The organism is Acinetobacter sp. YH12254 (assembly GCF_013417415.1).
In the GTDB taxonomy this organism is placed as follows: Bacteria; Pseudomonadota; Gammaproteobacteria; order Pseudomonadales; family Moraxellaceae; genus Acinetobacter; species Acinetobacter pseudolwoffii.
Genome location: NZ_VPEB01000010.1, coordinates 92,518 through 110,396 on the forward strand (window position 1 = coordinate 92,518; position 17,879 = coordinate 110,396).

The following is a 17,879-nucleotide window of genomic DNA, read 5'->3' on the forward strand; positions in this document are numbered from 1 at the left end:
TTGAAATAGACCTTAGGCGTCTTTTTATTTAATAACAGGCAAGAAATTTTTATATAAAGGGGATAAAACTATGGCTTATCTTGCTCCTGCAGAGTTTGCAAAAAAAGTAGTCGATGCTGGTGAAGCAAAACTGCATATGGCCACACGTGATGTTGTAATTCGTGCATTTATGGCCGGTGCGATTCTGGCGCTGGCAGCAGTATTTGCGGTGACGATTGCTGTACAGACAGGGGTGCCACTGATCGGTGCACTGTTATTTCCAGTCGGGTTTTGCATGTTATATCTATTGGGCTATGACCTGCTGACCGGGGTATTTGTATTGACTCCTTTGGCCTGGCTAGACAAACGTCCAGGGGTGACATGGGCGCGTATTTTAAAAAACTGGGGGCTGGTGTTTTTAGGCAATTTTATTGGATGTTTAACCGTCGCAATCTTGATGGCGGCGGTCTATACCATGGGTTTCGCAGCTGAACCAAACGAAGTCGGCGTGAAAATTGCTCATATTGGTGAAGACCGGACTTTGGGTTATGCCGAATATGGCTTTGCTGGCTGGATGACCATCTTTATACGCGGCATGCTGTGTAACTGGATGGTGTCACTTGGTGTGATTGGCGCCATGATGTCAACAACTGTAAGTGGAAAATTCATTGCCATGTGGATGCCGATCATGCTGTTCTTTGCCATGGGATTTGAGCATTCTGTCGTGAATATGTTCCTGTTCCCATTTGCCATGATGATGGGCGGTGATTTCTCGATTACAGACTATTTCTTGTGGAATGAATTACCGGTAGTGCTGGGTAACTTGGTTGGTGGTTTAGCTTTAACTGGTCTGGCGCTGTATACCACGCATGTCCGTACAGGTGATAAAAAAGAATTTTAATTTGAGCATGATATTTATGTCTTGAAATTGAAGGGATCGATTAGATCCCTTTTCGAGTGTCTACAATGAATAAAAAATTAAAAATCAGTATCGGACAATATTCTTCCGCCGGAATCAAAGCACAAAATCAGGATTTTTATGGCATTTATATTCCTGAAGGCCATGCGCTGAGCAGCAAAGGTATTGCCTGTGCCATTGCAGACGGGATTAGCAGCAGCAATGTCAGCCATATTGCGGCAGAAACGGCGGTCAGTAGTTTTTTATCCGATTATTATTCAACTTCGGATGCATGGAGTACCCAAACTTCAGCTGCTCGGGTGATTCGTGCGACCAACTCTTGGCTGTATGCGCAAACCCAACAGAGTCAGGGACGTTTTGATAAAGATCATGGTTATGTCTGCACCTTGAGTGCACTGATTTTGAAACAAAACAGGGCACATATTTTTCATGCAGGTGATGGCCGTGTTTATCGCATTCAAGCCCAAAGCATTGAACAGCTGACCATTGATCATCGGGTTCGTTTATCTTCAACCGAGCATTATTTAAGTCGTGCTTTAGGTGTAGATCATCGGATTGAAGTCGATTATCAACAACTTGAATTATGTGAAGATGATTTGTTTCTCTTGATGACCGATGGTGTCTATGAATTTATCGATATACAGCAGATCTCGGATATGCTGCAGCAAAAACAAAATCTGGATACTATTGCCCAATCTATCGTCGAACTGGCCTTAAAGCGCGGCAGCGATGACAATCTCACCATTCAAATCATCCGAATTGATGCATTAGCTCAAGAGAAAAGCTTTCAGATTCAGGAAAATATTTTATTTCCACAGCAACTCAGTCATGGTGATTTGTTTGAAGGTTATCGCATTCATAAAATCCTGCACCAAAATCATCGCAGTAGCCTTTATTTGGCGCAGGATGCAGCCACACAAGCTCAGCTGGTCATTAAAACCTTGTCTGTCGATTTGCAGGATGACCTGAAAGCAGTGGAACAATTCCAGCTGGAAGACTGGGTATCCAAGCGTTTAAAACATGAAAACCTGATGCACTACTATCCGCATACAGGCAGTAAAAAGTTTTTATTTCAAAGTTATGAATACTTGCAAGGGGAAAGCTTAAACCGATGGCTACATCGTCAAAAAACTGCTTTAAGTTTAAAACAACTGATTCCGATTATTGAACAGGTGGCCAAAGCACTGAATGCCATGCATCGACTTGAAATGCTGCATCAGGATGTACGGCCAGAAAATGTCATGCTGCTTGAACCGATTGATGCTTTGAAATTAAAACTGATTGATTATGGATCGACGGCAGTTAGAGGGCTGGTCGAACTGAATCCTAAACATGCAGATGTGCCTTTGGGAACGTTGGCATTTATGGCACCAGAGTATTTTATAGGGCGCTCACCCTCGGTAAAATCAGATCAGTTTTCACTGGCAGTGATGAGCTATTATTTATTGACCCGGCAATTGCCTTATGGGACAGAGCTGGCGCGCTGCAAGACCGAAAAAAAATTAAAAAAGGTACGCTATCATTCACTGTCTGAATATCGTCCGGATTTGCCCAAGGGTTTGGATGCGATTTTTAAAAAAGCACTGTCAATTCGTCCAGAGCAACGTTATGAGGCACTTTCAGCATTTATCTATGACTTGAAACAGCCTGATCTTGAATTAAAAAAATCTGTTTCACGTCCTGTGATTGAGCGTCATCCCCTGACATTCTGGAAATGCTGCACCGCGATTCTGTTTATCTTATTACTCTTGGTCTTTTCCCTATATTTTACAAAATAAAGCTCTTTAATAGGCTATTCAATTATATTTTTTGAATTGTCAGCAGCAAGTTCGGGAATGTTTGGCATATTATTCAGTCCAAATATCTGCTTATTCTATGTGCAGGTTTTAATGAAACAGTTGCTGTTTGCATCACTTTATGTTCACGCGGTTTTCACCCTTTTTCTGCTCAATGAGTGAATAATTTTTGAATATGAGTCAGGTTGAGTCTGATCCAAAATTTATCCTTTAGCCCAGATCCAAGACCCAGTGCTCAGTAATTTTCTCAAAATATATAAACGACTGTGGGCTCGATCCAAGACGATGCTATGAGCTAATTCAAATCGATATGCTACTCAATTTCAGTGAGCTTTGAATATGAAGTAACTGGTTTAGTCCACTATGAATTTAACGCAGTATTACATTATGCCAACTGGAAATACATGTGTGCAGAATTAAATAGCATATTATTTAATATCAAATACTTAATTATTAAGTTCTTGGAACTTGTGAGGATGTGGTGGCTATCTTGCAAGTTGTATAATCAAAAAATACCAAAATTACATCAAAAAATATACGCTGATCAGTCAGTTTTTTGGCAGAAAATAATGCCTTGATTCGGCATTGTTCATTTATGCTACAGCATAATTTTTAAAACCAGAATCCCTCTAGGATTAGGATCATGTATACAGGATTGTATAAACCCGATATGAGCACGAGAACAATTCCGCTGAACAAAAAACCGCTAAGCTTGATGATCCTTTCAGTTCTTTCCAGTGCTGTCTATGCTGAAACATCTCGCAGCCAGCATCCTGTGCAACAACTCAACACCATCGTGGTCAGTGCTGAACAGACAGATCCGCAGCAGCAATACCAGACCGAGCTTGCGCAAACCTCAGGTGGAACCAATTTTATTTCAGCCCAGCAGCTTGAACATCAACATATTGCAAATAATGCCGATGTATTTCGTCTGCAACCCGGTATCTATGCTCAATCCCCGGGCAATGAAGGCGCCAAAGTGTCTATCCGTGGCTCGGGTATTAACCGGACATCAGGTGCGCATGCCTCTGGTACCTTTGTGCTGATTGATGACATTCCATTTACCGGGCCGGGCGGCACCGCTTATGAATTACTAGAGCCTTGGTGGATTGATCATGTTGGCGTCTATCGCGGTGCAAACGGTTTTAAACAGGGGGCGCTGGCGCTAGGCGGAGCGATTAACTATAAAAGCAAGACTGGTGCCGAGCAGAATGGTTCTGAACTGAAGTATGAGGCAGGCAGTCATGGTTATCAAAAATATCAGTTCAGTACTGGCCGTAAACTGGATCAGCTGGATTATTATCTGGCACTAACGGGTAACCAGTTTGACGGAATTCAGGATCATGCCAAAGGTGATGGCAAAGGCCTAGCTTTTAATCTCGGCTACCAGATTAGCCCGGACATTGAAACCCGTTTTTATGCCCGTTACCGTGAGAGCAAACATCTGACACCGGGGCGTATTAGGCAAGAACAATTAAAAAACAATCCTAAAGTAGCTGATCCTAATTTTGTAGGAATTGATGCCAAACGTATCCAGCCGGGCAGTACCTGGCTCGCCAACACCACCACCTGGAATTTGCAGGATGATGCAAAATTGACTGCTAGTCTGGCATATCATCATTATCCGTTAGACTTACGTGAAAGTCGCTATCGTACCAATGTCGATTATGAAGATATTACTGCACGTATTCAGTATGAAAAGCCCTATCAATTGTTGGGTCTGGAACATCAGGGGCGTATTGCCTTACGCAGTACCACCCATCGTCCAAACAGTGGTGTAACGGAAACTTTAAGATTTAATACAGAAATTGGTAATCAAACATATCCGGCAGATACGGTCACGCGCCGTTATACCTATCGTGGTTCAGACAATGTATTGCAATTTGATCAGCAGACGGCGCTCAATGACCAGCTCTCCCTAGATCTGGGTCTTGCAGCAGTCTATGCCCATCGTGAAAGTGAAGTGACTTATCCAGTTGCCAGTCCTAAGATCAATCAGTATGAGTGGGATTTTGCCCCACGTCTCGGGATGACTTATCAGCCGAATGAGTCTGTGCAGTGGTTTGCCAATTTAAGCCGCAGCATCGAACCGGCTCATCCTTGGGCGATGGCATGGTCATCTCCCTATTATTTTGATGAAGGAATTGCCTCAGGTCGGGTACGTGCTCCGATTCAATTAAAAACCCAGACTGCAAATACATTGGAATTGGGTGGACGTGGCCAATCAGGCTTTGGCGATTGGGCGCTTAGCTATTATTATTCTAAAGTTAAAAATGAACTTTTAACGTCTGAAATGATTAAGGATTATGGAGAGGGTTCAAGCAAAAATGAAAGAATCAGTGTAGAAGCAAATGCCACACCAACCATTCATCAAGGCGTCGAACTCAGTTTGGATATACCATTGCATGAATTTAAACACGGCGAGTTACGCTTGCAACAGGCCTATACACTGAGTGATTTCCAATACAAAAATGATCCGCTGTTTGGCGAAAACCAGTTGCCGGGAATACCCAAACATTTGTATCAGGCACAGCTCAGTTATGCCATGCATAATGGTTTTTATATCGGCGTGAATACCGAATATGCGTCCAAAATGCCGCATGATTATGCCAATAGCCGCTTTAGTGATGATTACCAGATTTGGGGCATTGACCTCGGTTATGCACCAGAACACCAATCATGGAAAACCTGGATCAATTTCAAGAATATCACCGATGAAAAATATGCTGCTGTGGTCATCCCGGGCCTAAATGATCAAGGGAAGGATGTGGCGCGATCTTCACCAGGAGAAGGATTCTCGACCTATGCTGGTGTGTCTTTCAAGTTTTAAACTTGAAACTGTTACAAGCGTAAAAAAAAGAGCGGAGATTAGCCCGCTCTTTTTTATATATGATTAATTCAACCATTAACTTTGGATAATTCCATTGACGCCCGTGACGATCATGTCTATCGCAATGGTACCGATCAGCAGCGCAGCAACACGGCCAACAATATCCACATATAAATCTATGTAGTTGGAGTATTTATGCTGTAAATGATCATGCAGATATTTCATTAGAATCAGCAGGCTGCAGGTCAAAAACAGGGTAAGAAAAATCACCAGCATGGTTTGCCATAAACTGAGCTGAATTCCGGTAATCACCGCCGCTGAAATGGTGCCCGGGCCAATCATAAATGGCATGGCAATGGTGCCTGCCAGATGATGAGGCGCCCCACGCATCACGCCAATGGTATCGGCGCCTTCAAAGACATAGCGATAACCAATCACCAGAAAAATGATACCGCCAAAAATCTGGAAAGATTCAAAGCGTACATGCAGCACTTCCTGAAAGAAGGCTTCACCAGTCTTGGCAAAAATGATAAAGACGATAAAACTGATCAGGCTGCCCTGAATCAATGCCATATTAAAGACTTTGGCCTCGGAATTACGGATAATTCCGAGCATATAAATACTCATCAAAAATGGATTGAGCAAAGAAAAAAACAGGGCAAAGGCATGTAAGCTTTCTGACATCATCAATTCCTTCTAAGACCTTGGGCAGTATTAATTTTCACGGTCTGGAAACAGGGGACGTGTACCCGGACTGATACGGTTAATATGCAGATACATCATATGACGTTCATATTTATCCAAGATGTCATTGATCACCTGTTCCTTGCTATAACCGACCAGATCATTGCCTTGTGAACCTTCAAACAGATAACTTTCTAGACGGTAGTAATAACGTTTGGCTCGTTTGCCGCGTGAGCTGAAGTTTGGCGTGTCATAACGCACCGGCCAGATTTCATAGACAAAGTTTTCTTCTTCATCGAGCTGAATAATCAGATCCAGATGATAGAGTTCCGGCTCATCATCTACCGCTTTCTCCTGTACATCGACATGCACGCCCTTATTCATTAGTTCAGTTGCTACCGCTTGAATAGCCGGTTTGCACACATCTTCCAGCATGCTGCGGGTTTGGGACAGGCTCGGATGTAACATCACCCGGCTAAGCCGTTTTTTCCAGTTGAAAATATCCACGTTTCCGACCACAGGAGCGGCATTCATGCTGGTACTGGCCTGACGGAAATCTTCCAGACGCAGGGACTTATATAGGCCCGCCATGACAAAGAAAATCACAAAGCTAAACGGCAGCCCCATAATAATAGTCGTGTTCTGTAAGGCCGTAACCCCATTCGCCATCAGCATCGCCAGGGTCAGCAGGCCTATGGCAATGGCCCAGAAAATACTCAGCCAGCGCGGTGAATCATGCTCGATATTGGTAAATTTAGTGGTGAAATTCCCCAGTACCAAAGCGCCAGAATCCGCAGAAGTGACATAGAACAACAAACCGGTAATGGTTGCGATCCCTGCGATAAAGCTAAAGCCAGGATATTGTGCCAGCAGGTCATAGAAACCATGTGCCGGATTTTCCAGGACAGTGGTCGCCAGCTGTGTATTCCCATCAAACATGACGCTATGTAATGCACTATTACCAAAAATAGATAACCAGGTCAGGGTAAATAATAGGGGAATAATCAAGGTGCCGGCGACAAACTCACGGATGGTTCGTCCACGAGAGATCCGTGCCAGAAATAACCCGACAAAAGGAGACCAGGCAATCCACCAGGCCCAGAAGAACAAGGTCCAGCTGTTCATCCATTCTTTAGGTTGCTCAAATGGAAAACTGGTTAAGGACAGCTTTGGAAACTGACTGATATAGTCACCAAAGTTCTGAATCAGGGCGGCCAGCAAGAATTCGGTATTGCCCATCATTAAAATAAACAGTAACAGGCCAATCGAGACATAAATATTAATTTCTGAAAGGACGCGGATGCCTTTATTGACACCGGATGCAACAGAAATAATGGTAATAATCACCGCGACTGCGATTAATCCGGTCTGTACCCACAGGTTTTCCGGTAAATCAAACAGCACATGCAGGCCGTAATTGAGCTGGACCACACCAATACCGCAGGTGGTCGCAATACCGAAAATCGTGCCGAGTACGGCCGCAGTATCGACCGTATGCCCAATCGGACCATGAATCTTTTTACCAAAAATCGGATAGAGTGCTGAACGGATGGTCAGTGGCAGGTTATAACGATAACTGAAATAGCCCAGGGCCACACCTATCAGTGCATACATGCTCCAGCCAGTTAAACCATAGTGGAACAGGGTCCAGACCATGGACTGGCGAGCCGCCTCGAAAGTCTGGCCTTCACCGACGGGTGGATTCATATAATGCGAGAGAGGTTCCGCCACCGAGAAGAACATCAGGTCAATCCCGATTCCGGCAGAAAACAACATGGCTGACCAGCTTAATAAACTAAATTCAGGCTTGGAATGTTTAGGCCCTAATTTAATTTCCCCATAACGTGAACAGGCAATAAAAATAATAAACACCAGATACAAAGTGGCAGCCAGCAGGTAATACCAGCTAAATGTACGACTGACCCAGTTCAGAATATTGGTGATGACCAGATTGGCCTGTTGATTGAATAAAATCGTGACGAGAGAAAAAAGCAGAATAAGTGTTGCTGAAACATAAAACACCACTTTATTCAGACTATCCTGCACTTGTTCAGTTTTCTTTTGCATAAATCTGTGACCGTAGTTTTATTGTCATGTGATTTACAGCGCAGTTCGATTTGACACAGGGTTCGACACTTAAAGAGTCAAAGCCGAATCAATTACAAACATTTGCAAATCCAAAACAAACTGCGCTGTACATCTGAGGTTGCTAGGCACTATAATTTTTATTAATTGATCGTTCAATTAAAAAAACGTTTTTTAATGTTACCTCATTCTGCTATTGCAGCATGAGTCCGATTTATAGATTCGTTATTCAGGTTAGTCTTATGCCAAAAGTTGGTATGCAACCGATCCGCCGTCAACAGCTTATTGACGCGACCCTAGCTGCTGTAAATGAACTAGGTTTTGCAGAAACCTCAATCAGCCAGATTGCACAACGTGCCGGTGTTTCGACCGGCATCATAAGCCATTATTTTGGCGGGAAAAATGGCCTCATTGAAGCAACAATGCGTTATTTATTGCAGCAGTTAGCTAAAACCGTGGCAGAGATGCAGACCCAGGTGGATGCCACACCTGAGCAACGTTTGCTTGCCATTGTACGGGGTAATTTTGCTGCACCTCAAACCAATAAGGCCGCTATGAAAGTCTGGCTGGCATTTTGGGCGAGCAGCTTGCATCAACCGGACTTGCATCGGTTGCAACAGGTTAACCATTACCGCTTACATTCCAATCTCAAGCACGAATTTATGAAAGTGCTGTCCAAATCAGAAGCAGAAAAAGCGGCACAAGGGCTAGCTGCACTGATTGATGGTTTCTGGCTACGTGGAGCACTGATCAGTGGCGAGATTGATCCAGAAATGCCGATCGAACTGTGTAGCCAGTTTATCCAGCAGCAATTGAAATCACACAAATAGGCGAGGGAATTACAGTGACTACCTATCATTTACAGCGTCCTTATATTCACGGCCAATATGTCGATGCAACATCGCATCGCAGCTTTGAAAGCATCAACCCTGCAACTGGTGAGATCCTGGCGGAAATCCAGATCTGCAGCAAAGAAGACATTGATCGTGCCGTCGAATCTGCACAAAAAGGGCAGAAGGTCTGGGCTGCAATGACGGCGATCGAGCGCTCCCGGATTTTAAATAAAGCAGTCGCTATTTTACGCGAACGTAGTGATGAACTGGCGCGTATTGAAAGTCTCGACAGCGGTAAAGCCTGGAGTGAAACCTCTACGGTAGATATTGCGACTGGTGCAGATGTCCTCGAATATTATGCCGGCATCTTGCCAGCCCTCGAAGGACAGCAGATTCCACTGCGAGAGACTTCATTTATTTATACCCGTCGTGAGCCTTTGGGTGTTGTGGCCGGCATCGGGGCCTGGAATTATCCAATCCAGATTGCATTATGGAAATCTGCACCAGCACTGGCGGCAGGCAATGCCATGATTTTTAAGGCCAGTGAAACCACGCCTTTGACCGCACTGAAACTGGCTGAAATCTATACCGAAGCCGGTGTGCCGCACGGGGTATTTAATGTCGTGACTGGCAGTGGCGAGATTGGCGCTTATTTAACTGCACATCGGGATATTGCTAAAGTCTCGTTTACCGGTGGTGTTGCCACGGGTAAAAAAGTCATGGCGCAAGCCGCAGATTCCAGCCTGAAAGAAGTCACCATGGAACTCGGTGGGAAATCTCCCCTGATTATCTGTGAAGATGCCGATCTTGATCTTGCCGCTGACATTGCCATGATGGCCAATTTTTACAGCTCAGGTCAGGTCTGTACCAACGGCACCCGGGTATTCATTCCCTATACCTTAAAAGCGGCTTTTGAAGAAAAAATCTTGCAGCGTATTCCTCATATCCGTATAGGCGATCCGCTCGATCCGGAAACCAATTTTGGGCCAGTCTCTAGTTTTGCGCATATGCAGAAAGTACTGAAATTTATCGAGCAGGGCAAAATCGAAGGGGCACGATTACTTTGTGGTGGTGGCCGTGCCACACAAGGTGATGTGGCCAAAGGTGCCTACGTCTTGCCCACGGTATTTAGTGACTGCCGGGATGATATGAGTATCGTCCAGCATGAGATCTTTGGGCCTGTCATGAGCATTTTAAGCTATGACTCTGAAGAGGAAGTCATTCGCCGTGCCAATGCGACCGAATATGGGCTGGCTGCAGGTGTAGTTACGCCTGATCTTGCCCGTGCGCATCGTATCATTCACCAGATTGAAGCCGGAATTTGCTGGATTAATACCTGGGGCGAATCTCCAGCAGAAATGCCGGTCGGTGGTTATAAACACTCGGGCGTAGGGCGTGAGAACGGACTTGTGACCTTACAGCAATATACCCAGACCAAATCGGTTCAGGTGGAATTGAGCCCATTTCAGTCCGTGTTTAGCGCATAAGGAGGTCTCAGCTTGATGAATTATGATTATATTATTATCGGGGCAGGCTCGGCCGGAAATGTGCTGGCTGCTCGATTGACTGAGGATCCGGATACCAAAGTGTTGCTATTAGAGGCGGGCGGGCCGGATTATCGTCTGGATTTTAGAACCCAGATGCCGGCAGCCTTGGCTTATCCTTTACAGGGCCGCCGTTATAACTGGGCCTATCTGACCGATCCTGAACCACATATGAATAATCGCCGCATGGAATGCGGACGTGGTAAAGGCCTTGGTGGCTCATCGCTGATTAATGGCATGTGTTATATCCGCGGCAATGCCATGGATCTGGAACAGTGGGCCAGCTTGAAAGGTCTGGAACACTGGAGCTATGCAGAATGTCTGCCCTATTATAAAAAGGCGGAAACACGCGATATTGGCGGCAATGACTATCATGGCGATGCCGGGCCAGTTTCAGTCGCAACACCAAAAAATGATAATAATGAGCTGTTTCATGCCATGATCGAAGCCGGTGTACAGGCCGGTTATCCACGAACGGACGATTTAAATGGCTATCAGCAGGAAGGCTTTGGCCCGATGGATCGTACCGTAACTCCGCAAGGGCGCCGTTCCAGTACCGCGCGCGGTTATCTGGATATGGCCAAAGGGCGTGACAATCTCACTATTATTACCCATGCCATGACCAACAGAATCCTGTTTAGCCAGAAGCAGGCAATTGGTGTGGAATATTTTGAAGGGCAAAATACCTTGCAGCCGATTCAGGTCTTTGCCGATAAAGAAGTGCTGCTGTGTGGCGGGGCAATTGCCTCACCGCAAATTTTGCAACGCTCCGGTGTCGGCCCTGCTGCATTATTAAACAGTCTGGATATTCCGGTCGTTCAGGACTTGCCGGGTGTGGGCGAAAACTTGCAGGATCATCTGGAAATGTACCTGCAATACCAGTGTAAAAAACCGGTCAGTCTCTATCCCGCCTTAAAGTGGTATAACCAGCCGATGATTGGTGCTGAATGGTTATTTCTAGGCACAGGTATTGGTGCCAGTAATCAGTTTGAAGCAGGTGGCTTTATCCGCTCCTCCGACGAGTTCGACTGGCCCAATATCCAGTATCATTTCCTGCCGATTGCAATTAACTATAATGGAACCAATGCCATTCATGAGCATGGTTTTCAGGCGCATGTCGGTTCGATGCGTTCACCCTCCCGCGGGCGTATACAACTCAAATCCAAAGATCCGTTTGAGCATCCAAGTATTTTATTTAACTATATGAGTACCGAGCAGGATTGGCGCGAATTCCGGGATGCCATCCGGATTACCCGGGAAATTATGCACCAGCCAGCACTTGATCCTTATCGGGGTGAAGAAATCAGTCCGGGTCAAGCTGTACAGACAGATACCCAGATTGACGAGTTTGTGCGTAATCATGCTGAAACCGCATATCACCCATCTTCTAGCTGTAAAATGGGCGAGGATGATATGGCAGTTGTGGACGGTTATGGCCGGGTACATGAAATGCAGGGTCTCAGAGTCATTGATGCTTCCATCATGCCCTTAATTATTACCGGAAATTTGAATGCCACCACCATCATGATGGCCGAGAAACTGGCAGATCATATTCGGGGAAATCCGGCTTTAGCTGCATCGACTGCGCCGTTTTATCAGGCAGCTCGAGTCTCAAGCCAAGCTTGAAATTTCTATTTTACAGGTGGAAATAGGCATAAACTTATATTAATTATGCGTTAAAATAAGCTGTATATTTTGATATTAATCAATCTTTAAGTAGGGCTGCATCATGTGTTCAGCCCTTTTATTTACCTAAAAAGAATTTTATATTTTATGAGAATCTTAAATCAAACCTTGCTCTTCGGCTGTGTCACATTTTCCAGTATTTGTAGTTTTGCAAATGACGTTCAAAATAATCAAATACAAGCAAGTGGCAACCTGAGCGTGGTGTCTAAATATGTATCACGCGGTTTAAGCAATGCACCGGAAGACGATAATATTGCACTACAAGCAGGGTTGAATTTGGCCTATGGCAACTTTTATGTGGGCTATTGGGGTTCTACATTGGGTTATTCCTATGCTGAGGTGCAAGGACGCAAAGGGCATAGCACCGATAAATTCGAGCATGATTTTCTGGTCGGTTATACGCACAGCTCGGAACATTATGATTGGGATTTCTGGAATGCCACCTACTATTATCCAGGGGGCGAAAACACCACCGGTAATGAGTTGGGTTTAAATGTCAGCCGTATGCTGGATGAAAAAACCAGTATTGGCGCGAGCGTATCGACCTATCTTTATGATGTGGCCTATGCCAATCAGGGCGATACCTTTTATACGCTGAATCTGAACCATCAATTGAATGATCGTGTGAATGCCAGTCTGACTGCTGCAGGTAGCTATTTTAATGATGAAGGCAAATATGAAGGTGGAGAACTGGGCGATACCCAAAAACAGCATGCCTTCCGTTATGCGTCTGCTGGACTGAGTTATGCAATCTTGCCTCAATTAAGTGTGTCAGGCGAATATCTGCTGGGGGGCTATGACCGCTACGGTGACAAGCAGCGAAATCTGGCTTTATTCGGTTTAAGCTATGATTTTTAAGGCCTTAAAGCTTAGAAGATGAAATGATTTTTATCTGTCTTAAATATGTTAAAGCTACATCAGAAGCGCTCATTCGATATTAAAAGCAACACATGGATCGTCACAAATTTTAAATGTGTTGATTCATGTTGTTCCTATTTCTTAGCTTTATAGAAAATATCGCGGAAAAACTCACAAACGTTATCAATTTCATCAAATGACTCTATAATAGCGCCCATTCTTAAAGGGTTCGCCGTAGTCTCATGACTACGTTATTACCCTGATTTATTTTTAAGTCAAGTTCTCCTGCGTGATTCGGCTTGTACATTCAGATTCAGCATCTTATTTGTCCATGGCGGCACATAAGAACATTTAGGTGTCCACATGGAAATCAAGGTCAATTATCTCGACAATCTGCGCCAAGAAGCCAAATTTGATGACTTCACGGTGATTGCCGATCAACCGATTCGTTACAAAGGCGATGGTTCCGCTCCCGGTCCATTCGATTATTTTCTGGCCTCATCGGCACTTTGTGCAGCTTACTTTGTCAAAGTATATTGTGCAGCACGGGATATTCCGACCGAAAATATTCGCCTGTCACAAAACAATATTGTCGATCCTGAAAACCGTTATAAACAGATTTTTAAAATTCAGGTTGAACTGCCGGCTGATATTTCAGAAAAAGACCGTCAAGGCATTTTACGTTCGATTGACCGTTGTACGGTCAAGAAAGTGATCCAGACTGGCCCTGAGTTTGTGATTGAAGAAGTCGAAAGCATTGATGCCGATGCGCAAGCCTTGTTAATGCCAAGTCTGGCCTCGGCAAACAGCACGTTCATTCCGGGCAAAGATCTGCCTTTGGAAGAAACCATTGCCAATATGTCTGCCATTCTGGCCGGTCTGGGCATGAAGATTGAAATCGCATCATGGCGCAACATCGTACCAAATGTATGGTCATTGCATATTCGTGATGCACAGTCGCCAATGTGCTTTACCAATGGTAAAGGGTCAACCAAGGAAAGTGCGCTGGCATCTGCACTGGGCGAGTTCATCGAGCGCTTGAACTGTAACTTTTTCTATAATGACCAGTTCTGGGGTGAAGACATTGCCAATGCAGAATTTGTACATTATCCGGATGAAAAATGGTTTAAGCCGGGTCCAAATGGCGAACTTCCGCAGGAAGTCTTAGACGAATATACGCTTGAAATTTATGATCCTGAAGATGAGTTATTGGGTACGCATCTTTATGACACCAACTCGGGCAATACTGAACGTGGTATCTGTTCACTGCCATTTGTACGTCACTCCGATGGTGAAACGGTTTATTTCCCATCGAATCTGATTGAAAATCTATACTTGAGTAACGGGATGAGTGCAGGGAATACCTTGCCTGAAGCTCAGGTGCAATGTCTGTCTGAAATCTTTGAACGTGCAGTCAAGCGTGAAATTATTGAAGGTGAACTGGCTTTACCAGATGTACCTGAACAGGTGCTGGCAAAATATCCAAAAATCGTGGAAGGTATTAAAGGTTTAGAGGAACAGGGCTTCCCGGTGCTGGTCAAAGATGCCTCATTAGGCGGTCAATTCCCGGTAATGTGTGTGACCTTGATGAACCCGCGTACCGGCGGTGTGTTTGCATCTTTTGGCGCGCATCCAAATTTTGAAGTGGCACTTGAACGCAGTCTGACTGAATTGCTGCAAGGTCGTAGCTTCGAAGGTCTGAATGACCTGCCGAAGCCAACTTTTAGCTCAAATGCCGTGACTGAACCAAACAACTATGTCGAACACTTTATCGATTCGAGCGGTGTGGTGTCTTGGCGTTTCTTTAGTGCCAAAGCAGATCATGAATTTGTGGAATGGGATTTCACCAACCATGGTCAAAACTCCAATGCAGATGAAGCTGCAGCTTTATTCGGCATTCTGGAAGAGCTCGGTCATGAAGCCTATATGGCGGTTTATCAACATTTAGGTGCAACGGCTTGTCGGATTCTGGTGCCAGGCTATTCTGAAATCTATCTGGTCGAAGATCTGATCTGGGACAATACCAACAAGGCTCTGGCATTCCGTGAAGATATCCTGAACTTGCATCGTCTGGATGAAGAACAGCTTGAGGCGCTGGTAGAGCGTCTGGAAGAATGTGAGCTGGATGACTATACCGAGATCAAAACCTTGATCGGGGTTGAATTCGATGAAAATACCGAATGGGGTCAATTAACGATTCTAGAATTAAAATTGTTAATTTATCTTGCGCTGCAACAATTTGAAGAAGCCAAGGATCTGGTTGAGCAGTTCTTGCAGTTCAATACCAATACCGTTGAACGTGGCCTGTTCTACCAGTGCATGAATGTCGTACTTGAAGTATTGCTTGATGACGAGATGGAACTGGAAGATTATGCACATAACTTCCGCCGTATGTTTGGTGATGCATGTATGGACGCGGTTATGGCTTCAGTTGAAGGCACAGTACGTTTCCATGGTTTGAGCGAAACCAGTATGAAGCTTGAAGGTCTGGATCGTCATTTACGCCTGATTGATAGCTATAAAAAACTGCATGCTGCGCGTGCCAAGTTTGTCGCAAAATAAATCAATTCCCTGAATGACTCAAATTTTAGTCGTTCAGGTCTGATTTTAAAATGGCTGATCCGGCTTCGGGTCAGCCATTTTTTCAGCACGACATAAACCAGATTATTTTCCTATCTCATTTCAATAGATAGAGTGATACAGGCTTATTTTGATTTACTTTAAAATTTATTAATCCCAGCTCTCGAGAGAACTGGGATTACCTAAAAAATTAAAGTGAAGAGTTAGTACGAACTGCTTCAAGATTGGGTAAGTGAATCAGAGAAATAGATATATTTTTTTAATTCACAAGAACTATCCAAATTACATATTTGGATAGTTTGGACCACCGCCACCTTCCGGTGTTACCCAGGTGATGTTCTGAGACGGATCTTTAATATCACAGGTCTTGCAGTGCACACAGTTGGCTGCATTGATCTGGAAACGCTTGGAACCGTCATTATTTTCCATGATTTCGTATACACCTGCCGGGCAGTAACGCTGTGCCGGCTCATCCCATTTCGGTAAGTTCACTTCCACCGGAATCGAAGCATCAGTCAGCTTTAAATGCGCAGGCTGGTTTTCTTCATGTACGGTATTGGATACAAATACTGAAGACAGACGGTCAAAGGTCAGCTTGCCATCCGGTTTAGGATAGTTCGGTTTAAACGTTTCAGCCGCCTGAGTTTTCAGTGCCGCATGGTCTTGTACCAGATCATGTAGGGTAAACGGTACTTTAAACACGTTCTGATCAATGAAGTTAAATGCACCACCGATCCATTGACCGAATTTATGCATTGCCGGGCCAAAGTTACGTGAGTTATATAACTCTTCTTTCAGCCAGCTTGCATCAAACTTGTCTTTATAGGCGGTCAGTTCTTTGACAAAGAAATCTTCGCCTTCAACTACACGCGCAACCGCCAGATCACCGCCTTTTTCCACACCAGCCGCAATCGCTTCAAATACCGCTTCGCCGCAGAGCATGCCGGACTTCATTGCCGTATGTGAACCTTTGATTTTGGCAAAGTTCAGGAAACCTGCATCATCACCAATTAAAGAGCCACCCGGGAAGGTAAATTTAGGCAGTGAGTTAAAGCCACCTTTGGTCACGGCACGTGCGCCATAAGAAATACGCTTGCCGCCTTCCAGATATTGTTTAATCAGAGGATGGGTTTTCCAGCGCTGCATTTCCATAAATGGATACATATGCGGATTGGTGTAGGACAGATCCACGATCATGCCCAAAGTCACCTGATTATTTTCAGCATGGTATAACCACCAGCCGCCACTCGAGCCGGTTTCATTGAGTGGCCAGCCGGCACCATGCATCACAAGACCCGCTTTGTGCTTGGCCGGATCAATTTCCCACAGTTCTTTGATCCCGATACCGTAATGCTGTGGATCTGCATCTTTGGCCAGGTTGAACTGTTCGATCAGACGTTTACCGAGGTGGCCACGACAACCTTCAGCAAAAATGGTGTATTTGGCATGCAGTTCATAACCCGGGGTAAAGTTATGCGTTGGTTCGCCATCTTTACCAATGCCCATGTCACCGGTCTGGATGCCTTTCACGGTACCGTCAGCATGATACAGAATGTCCGATGCGGCAAAGCCCGGAAAGATCGAGACTTCCAGTTCTTCCGCTTTCTGGCCTAACCAGCGCACCACATTGCCCAGCGAGATGACATAGTTGCCATCGTTATGCATGGTTTTTGGCACCATCCAGTGTGGGGCTTCTTGTGATTTTTCATCTGAAAGCAGGAAGAAAGTTTTATCTTCGGTCACCGGCACATTGAGCGGTGCGCCTTGATCTTTCCAGTCCGGGAATAATTCATTGATGGCACGTGGTTCAAGTACCGCACCTGACAGGATATGTGCACCGACTTCGGAGCCTTTTTCTACGACACAAACGGACAAATCATTTAAGTTGTTTTCAATTGCAAGTTGACGGATCTTGATCGCAGCAGATAGACCTGCAGGGCCTGCGCCGACGATGACGACGTCAAACTCCATCGATTCTCTTGTTATATCTTCCATAATATAAAATCCAGTTTCGCTATACGATATTTATAGCATTATCCAGATGGCTTATGAAGTCTAATTTTTGTTTTTTATAGGGATAGATTT

General features: G+C 44.8%; 11 protein-coding genes. 8 read left to right on the forward strand and 3 right to left on the reverse strand.

Annotated features, from left to right (window positions below; translation table 11 throughout):
• Positions 1 to 70: 70 nt before the first annotated feature.
• From FTV29_RS09585 to FTV29_RS09595, 3 genes are all read left to right on the forward strand, one after another.
• Positions 71 to 880, forward strand: a complete 810-nt coding sequence (locus tag FTV29_RS09585) for a formate/nitrite transporter family protein (RefSeq protein WP_005170868.1) — start codon at positions 71 to 73, stop codon at positions 878 to 880.
• Positions 881 to 945: 65 nt separating this feature from the next.
• Positions 946 to 2,676, forward strand: a complete 1,731-nt coding sequence (locus FTV29_RS09590; protein ID WP_180075425.1) for a bifunctional protein-serine/threonine kinase/phosphatase — start codon at positions 946 to 948, stop codon at positions 2,674 to 2,676.
• Positions 2,677 to 3,364: 688 nt separating this feature from the next.
• Positions 3,365 to 5,524, forward strand: coding sequence for a TonB-dependent receptor domain-containing protein (locus FTV29_RS09595; RefSeq protein ID WP_180075426.1), 2,160 nt, complete (start codon positions 3,365 to 3,367; stop codon positions 5,522 to 5,524).
• A gap of 75 nt (positions 5,525 to 5,599) precedes the next feature.
• Here FTV29_RS09595 and FTV29_RS09600 read toward each other — a convergent pair whose 3' ends face one another.
• Together FTV29_RS09600 and FTV29_RS09605 are read right to left on the reverse strand one after the other, a co-directional pair.
• Positions 5,600 to 6,208 carry a MarC family protein gene (locus FTV29_RS09600; RefSeq protein WP_100328614.1) on the reverse strand — a complete coding sequence of 203 codons (609 nt, stop codon included), beginning with the start codon at positions 6,206 to 6,208 and terminating at the stop codon, positions 5,600 to 5,602.
• Between the two features lie 30 nt (positions 6,209 to 6,238).
• Positions 6,239 to 8,275: a choline transporter gene (locus FTV29_RS09605; RefSeq protein ID WP_100535114.1), complete on the reverse strand. Its 2,037-nt coding sequence runs from the start codon at positions 8,273 to 8,275 to the stop codon at positions 6,239 to 6,241.
• 260 nt (positions 8,276 to 8,535) lie between these two features.
• Here FTV29_RS09605 and betI point away from each other — a divergent pair, with 260 nt between their 5' ends.
• The 5 genes from betI (at position 8,536) to FTV29_RS09630 (ending at position 15,776) form a co-directional block, all read left to right on the forward strand.
• Positions 8,536 to 9,123, forward strand: coding sequence for a transcriptional regulator BetI (betI, locus tag FTV29_RS09610; protein WP_180075427.1), 588 nt, complete (start codon positions 8,536 to 8,538; stop codon positions 9,121 to 9,123).
• Positions 9,124 to 9,137: 14 nt separating this feature from the next.
• Positions 9,138 to 10,613, forward strand: a complete 1,476-nt coding sequence (betB, locus tag FTV29_RS09615; protein WP_180075428.1) for a betaine-aldehyde dehydrogenase — start codon at positions 9,138 to 9,140, stop codon at positions 10,611 to 10,613.
• A gap of 15 nt (positions 10,614 to 10,628) precedes the next feature.
• On the forward strand, positions 10,629 to 12,296 hold the full coding sequence (gene betA / locus FTV29_RS09620) for a choline dehydrogenase (RefSeq protein ID WP_180075447.1): 1,668 nt from the start codon (positions 10,629 to 10,631) through the stop codon (positions 12,294 to 12,296).
• A 147-nt stretch (positions 12,297 to 12,443) separates the two neighbouring features.
• Positions 12,444 to 13,214, forward strand: a complete 771-nt coding sequence (locus FTV29_RS09625; protein ID WP_100357599.1) for a hypothetical protein — start codon at positions 12,444 to 12,446, stop codon at positions 13,212 to 13,214.
• 363 nt (positions 13,215 to 13,577) lie between these two features.
• Entirely contained in the window at positions 13,578 to 15,776 is a 2,199-nt protein-coding gene (locus FTV29_RS09630) for an OsmC domain/YcaO domain-containing protein (protein ID WP_180075429.1), read from the forward strand.
• Between the two features lie 300 nt (positions 15,777 to 16,076).
• Here the strand turns inward: FTV29_RS09630 and FTV29_RS09635 are convergent, their stop codons facing one another.
• On the reverse strand, positions 16,077 to 17,789 hold the full coding sequence (locus tag FTV29_RS09635; RefSeq protein ID WP_074382773.1) for an electron transfer flavoprotein-ubiquinone oxidoreductase: 1,713 nt from the start codon (positions 17,787 to 17,789) through the stop codon (positions 16,077 to 16,079).
• Positions 17,790 to 17,879: the final 90 nt, after the last annotated feature.